Raw genomic sequence first — 6,000 nt, forward strand, 5'->3', positions numbered from 1 at the left:
CCGGCAACCGTGCTGCCGCGCTGTCCGAGGTGACTTCCCCGGGCCGGGACCGGGCCCGGTTCCGTGGGGGAGGGGCGGCAGCGACGGCAGGCAGGCCCGGGTGACTTCCGGAGACGGTTTCCGCGTAGCGACCGAAGAGGGCCTGTGCCGCGTCCAGTCCTTGTCGGCCGGCAGGGGGTTCGTGCCGGTGGAGGCGCCGAACCGGCCGGACGGATCGGTACGCGGAACGTGCGCCGCCCCAGGGCACGACAACCGGCCGCGACCAGCACGCGCGAAACGGCGATCGACGGTTCCTGACGTTCCGGTCGAGTCGTCCTCGGAGAAACCCGTCGTCGACGATGCCGGTGAACTGCTCGGCGGTCAGCTTCCACACGGACCGGAACGTGCAGTCCGCGTTGAGCATGACCCTCGCCCCCGCTTCGTGAGGGCCAACGAAGAGGCCGCGTGTCAGAGCAGGTCGGCGACGGCGGAACGGAACGCGTCCACCTCCGGCTGGACGTACGGGGACAGTTCGGGAAGCATGCGAATGGTTGTGTCGAGGTGGCGGGCCAACTCCGGCCGGCGCCGCCACATCTCGCCCTCACGCGTGACGACCGCGGACAACAGGTCGTCGTCGAGCCAGACGGATACCGCCTCCTGTTGCGCGGCCACGCGAAGGTGTTCCAAGGCCATCGGCAGGAGCCGGCGCACCCCGATGTCCTGACCGATCAGCCTGTGCGTCTCCTCCGTGGACAGTTCGCCCACGGGCCGCTTTCGCAGGGCGTGCACCGAACGGACGAGAGAGGTGGTGTCGGACGGCGGATCGGGCCAGCGGACGCCTTCCAATTCCTCGATGGAATGTGTCTTGTCCGCAATGTCGGACAACATTCTCTTCCAGCTCTCCGGAGAAGCTCAACGGTGTCCGATGGAATGCAGGAAACCGTTGAGCCGATCCGACTCGGTGATCACTTGCTTACGCTTGTCGATCGACACGTCCAGACCCCGCTCGGTCATCGGCTGCCCGAACACCGGCTACAAGACGCGGGACGAGAAGAAGACGCTCGTCACGTACGGGCACGACGGAGCCCGGCACCCCATGCGCGTGCCCAGGTCGGCGGCGAGGTTCCGGGCCTCAGAACTCGTGCACGACCACCCAGTAGTCGTCGTCCTCCACCGTGGAGGCACACAGATGACGTCCGTCCACCGAGACGGCGATGAACTCGGGGGCGCCCGTCGCGGCGGCGACACGCGAGGGAAGGTTCTCGCCGACCCGGTCCCTCACCCGCACCCAGCCGACCTTGCTCCCGCCGGATCCAGGGGGCAGGACCAGGAAGTCGCCGCTCTCCATGAACAAGCGCGCAGGCTCGGCCCACCGGTGCCACTCCCTGCTCAGCTTCTCCAGGGCCTGAGGGTCCGAGTCGGAGACCTCGGCCGACGGCCGGACCTCGACCCCGTTCACCGCATGGAGCGCGGCATTGACGGGAGGTCCGTCGTGCGTCTGGTCCTCCACGATCTCGAGACCGCAGTTCTCGAAGATCTCCAGCCAGTGTGGCGTCAGCCGGTCGTTCATACTGCTTACCCTCCGTCGGTTCGCCGGGTTCAGCCGCCCGAATAGAAAAGGTGATGATCACCACCTGGCTTGTTTATCTTGGCATACCTCTCCATGGACTCCGGATAGCCGACGGTGCCGTCCGGCCGTTGGATCTGTGTGTTGTCCCAGCCGAAGTTGACCAGGCTTCGAGTGTCGTCGTTCTTCGGTTTTCCGGCATGGAAGTGCGGGCCCGCCGGATCGTGGGTGTGCTCGACCACCACGCGCGAGCCGTTGTCCGTCTCGAACTGGCGGAAGTGACCCCAGTGGGCCGGGTCGGACGAGTAGATGTACCCGGGGGCGTGCTTGAGGTGCCGATCCCCGGTCACGGTCCATTCGGCGATCGGTTCCTCGCCGTACCGCACGCCGGCGAGTTCGTAGGCGGCCCGCTCCGCGTCGGCACGGTGGTCGAACGGGTTGCCTCGCTCGCCGCGCGGATAAGGACTGAGCCCGAGCGGATCGGACCAGGTGTGGGGGTTGCGTACGTAGGTGACGGGGTTGGGCGCGGGAGCGAGGCCGAGGGGGTCGGGCGTGATGTAGCGGGCTGTCTCGGGATCGTAGTGACGGAACAGGTTGTAGTGGAGGCCGGTCTCGGGGTCGTAGTACTGGCCGGGAAAGCGCAGCGGAGTGTAGGCCTTGCTGTCTCTCGCCCAGGCAGTGGTGCCCCACAGGGTGGCCCGCTTGCGCCACACGACGGCGCCGTCCTCGTCGATCAGCTCGGTGGGCGTGCCGACCAGATCGGTGGCGATGGCGAAGAACCGACGGTCGATCTCTTCCTGGCGGGTACCCGCACCGAGGACGCGCTCGGTCTGGGACAGGGGAACACCGGAGCGGTGGTCCCAGGTGAGGGCGACCGTGGTTCGGAGGTCAGCCTGGAGGATGGCCTCTTCGCAGAGCGTCATCCCGTCCCATGAGAACCGGATCTCCTCGGCCACCGTCTCGCCGTCGTCGGCCAGCCGCTGTTTGGCGGTGCGACGGCCCAGCGCGTCGTACCGGTAGCGCCAGTGGGTTCCGTCCGGAGTGACGACCGAGGTGAGCCGGTTCTCCGCGTCCCAGGTGTAGCGCCAGGTGTCCGGGCGCCGGGACGGACGCCGCTTCTGGCGGAGGGTGATGCGGCCGAGCACGTCGTGCTCGAAGCGGACGGCTCCGGCACGGAGGATCGCCGAGCCGGCGTAGGTCCGCTGTCCGATCGCCTCGCTCCCCGGATGGGAGACGGGCCAGATGGCCTCCACCTGGTTGCCGCTCGCGTCGTACACGTACCGCTCGGACCAGTTCTGCGCCCGAACGCCGACGACCTGGCCGACGGCATCCAGGTCGAAGGAACGGTTTCCGGCCAACTGGTCGTCGACCGCGCTGAGATAGCCGTCCGGGCGGTACGTGTAGGCGCGCCGGTTGAGTGTCCGGCCGCCGACGCTCACGTGTTCGGTGGCAAGACGACCGGCCGCGTCCCAGGCGGAGGTGATGGTGAGAGCGCCCTCGACGTCACCGAAGACCCGGGCCGTTTCACGGCCCGCGACGTCGTGGGTGAAGAAGACCGAGTTCCGGCCGGTGGTCAGTCGTCCGGGGCGGCCGCCCGTGTCGTATCCGTAGGTGGTGACATGCCCGGTGGGCGTGATGCGGCGGGTCCTGCGTCCCACGGCGTCGTAGGCGTAGCTCATGGTGCGGCCGTCGACGATCTCGGCCTTGAGCCGGCCACGACGGTCGTACACGCAGAGCAGTTCACTGTCCGGCCCCGTCGCACGCAGAAGGCGTCCGGCCGGGTCGTACTCGTAGGTGGTGACCTTCCCCGCGGCGTCCTTCCGCAGTACCCGTCCCAGCTGGTCACGCTCGAAGGTGATGGTCTGCCCGAGCGCGTCCGTGCGGGAGAGCAGCAGCCCGGCGGGGTCGAACCGGTAGCGGAGCGTCCTGCCGTCGAAGTCGGTCTCCGCGGCCACGTGGCCTGCCGCGTCGTACTCGTACGTCCACCGTGCGCCCTGCGGATCGGTGACCTCGACGAGTCGGAGGCCGGCGTCGTACGCGAATGTGTATCGAGCGCCGTCGGGAGCGGTTCGGGCGGTCAGCAGATCGAAGTGGCTGTACTCGCAGCGGGAGACACCGCCGACCGGGTCGGTGTGCGTGAGCTGGTTGCCCTCCCCGTCGTAGGTCCAGGACTCGACGGTGCCGTCCGGTGCGACGCGTCGGACGAGATTCCTGTCAGCGTCCCACTCGAGGCAGGTCACCCCGCCGCCCGGGTCGGTGACACGGACCACGCTGCCCAACGCGTCGCGCTCCAGGAGGACTTTGCCCCCTGCCGGGTCGGTGACCTGTACCGGCAGCCCCGCATCGTCGCACCGCACCGTGGTGACGGCGCCGAGTGCGTCGGTGACCGACGTCAGGCGACCTCGGGTGTCGTAGGTGAAGCGGGTCGTGCCACCACCGGGGTCGGTGACGGAGGTGCGGTTACCGCGTTCGTCGAACTCCTGGAACCATCGCGCCCCGTCGGGTCCGACCAGTTCCGTGTGCCTCCCGAAACGCCCCGGCCTCATGGTGTGTCCGCTGCCGTCGGGGCGGACCGCCGAGACGAGACGGCCGTCCTCGTCGTAGGTGAAGGCGGTCGTTCGCCCCAGTGGGTCGGTACGGCTCACGAGGTTGCCGTGGGCGTCGTAGCTGTACCGGCTGGTGTGGCCGGCCGGGTCGGTGGTGGCGATCACCCGGCAGCGGTGGTCGATGAGGTGGCGGGTGGTGCGGCCGTCGGCGGTGGTGAGGGTGGTGGTGCGGTGGCCGGTGGCGGGGTCGGGGTCGGTGTAGGCGAGGGTGATCTGGACGTGGCCGGCCTCGCCGCCCTCGGCGACGACGCGGTCGTGGTGGTCGTAGGCGTAGTCGTAGCGGCTGTTGTTGGAGTCGATCCAGGCGGTGACGCGGCGGCGGTCGTCGTAGAGGAAGGTGGTGGTGGCGCCGGAGGGCTTGGTGACGGTGGTGAGGTTGCCGTTCTGGTCGTAGCCGTAGGACATCAGCGGCAGGTCCGCGCCTGCCTCGCCCACGCCGGTCAGGAGGAGAGCGGTGATCTTCCTGTCGGTGACGGTCAGCTTCACGTGATAGCCGGCCGAGTGGACCAGGGCCAGCGGCAGCCCGTCCTCGGTGCGGTCGACGGTGATCGTGTGGCCGTTGCGGTCGGTGAGAGAGGTCAGCCAGGCGGTTCCGTCGCCGCCGGGCTCGGCATCGTGCGGGGCGGTGAAGTGGCGGGTCAGGCCGGTGTCGGGGTCGGTGAGCGTGTAGTCGCCGTCCGCGTCGCGCGCGAGCAGAGTGCGGGCCGTTCCCGACTCGGGGCGGGTGGGGGAGCCGGGGACCGGGTGCGGATACGGGATCAGCAGGCCGTCGGCGGTGACGTGGACGACGCCGACCGGGTCGATCTCCAGGCGCTCGTCGACGGTGCAGGTCCAGGACGGCCCGAGGAAGCGGCCGGCCGTGAGGCCGGACTCGGTGCGGCGGGTGAACGTCAGGGGCAGGATGCCGGGCAGTTCGATGTCGGTCTGGGGGAGGAACATGCGGCCGGAGGCGAGGTCGACGGGGTCGGTGCCGTCGGTGGTGCGGGTGCCGTCGGGGCGGTCGTGGGTGCCGTCGGGGGCGTTGTCGACCAGGTTGCGCACCCGCGCGGCGTCGGCGGCGTCCGCGGCGATGCGCACACCCTTGACACCTGCGCCCGCGCCGCCGGTGGCCGCGGTCAGCGCGAGGTCGGGCACGAGCCGTCCGAAGCCCTCGTAGGGGTCCTTCATGAAGTCGCTGACCATCTGCCTGCCGGTGCCCACCGGGTCGTTGGCGGCCAGCACCAGGCCGGAGGCCAGGCTGTTGAGGTTCGTCGCGTACTCGGCGGGGTGGGTGATGTTGTACGGGTCCAGCGGGTTGATGCCCCGCACGAAGTTCACCAGTCCCGCGGTGCCCTTGATGATCCCGCCGCCGACGTGGTCGCCCATGATCTGCAGTTCCTGCAGACCCTGCCCCGCCTGCTGCGCGTACGACGGCTTCTCGGGGGCCAGGTCCCGCGCCGCGCGGACGGCGCTGCGGGCACTCTCCGCGGCCGTGTTGCGCTGCTTGCGGGCGTCGGCGAGGATCTCCTGCGCCTCCTGCATCAGCTTCTTGCCCGGATCGTCGAACGTCGGCGCCGGGCAGGGCGGCAGCGTGGACGGGTCGCGCCGGTCGGCGGGCTGGGCGTTGTAGCGCTCGACGGCCCTGTTGTAGCCGTCGATCTTCTCGCGGTGGGCGTCCGCGGCGTCCTGGGACGCCTTGACCCCCTCCTTCCACTTCTCGATCGCCGTCTGCGCCTGCCCCTGCGCCCAGGTCACGGTGGAGGCGAACGACTCCAGCGCGGCGGCCGCCTTCTCGCAGGCGTCGGCGCCCGTGAACCACTTGGGCGGCTGCGTGCTCACCGCCTTGCGCAGCGCCTCGGCCGCCTTGCC

At 69.8% G+C, this 6,000-nt stretch carries 3 protein-coding genes; all 3 read right to left on the reverse strand.

Annotated elements, in window-relative coordinates:
• Positions 1–447 precede the first annotated feature (447 nt).
• Positions 448–867 (reverse strand): contact-dependent growth inhibition system immunity protein, encoded by a 420-nt coding sequence (locus AB0A94_RS19625; RefSeq protein WP_361745872.1) that lies wholly within the window; start codon positions 865–867, stop codon positions 448–450.
• 244 nt (positions 868–1,111) lie between these two features.
• Positions 1,112–1,549, reverse strand: coding sequence for a hypothetical protein (locus AB0A94_RS19630; protein WP_361745874.1), 438 nt, complete (start codon positions 1,547–1,549; stop codon positions 1,112–1,114).
• Positions 1,550–1,578: 29 nt separating this feature from the next.
• Positions 1,579–6,000: putative T7SS-secreted protein (locus tag AB0A94_RS19635; protein ID WP_361745876.1), on the reverse strand; the 4,422-nt coding region annotated here is incomplete at its 5' end.

Origin of the sequence: Streptomyces sp. NPDC044984 (genome assembly GCF_040646935.1) — a bacterium.
Taxonomy (GTDB): domain Bacteria; phylum Actinomycetota; class Actinomycetes; order Streptomycetales; family Streptomycetaceae; genus Streptomyces.

Excerpts from the sequence above, each read along its gene's own strand:
- AB0A94_RS19625 (WP_361745872.1), bottom strand. The coding sequence starts at position 867 with ATGTTGTCCGACATTGCGGACAAGACACATTCCATCGAGGAATTGGAA.
- AB0A94_RS19630 (WP_361745874.1), bottom strand. The coding sequence starts at position 1,549 with ATGAACGACCGGCTGACGCCACACTGGCTGGAGATCTTCGAGAACTGC.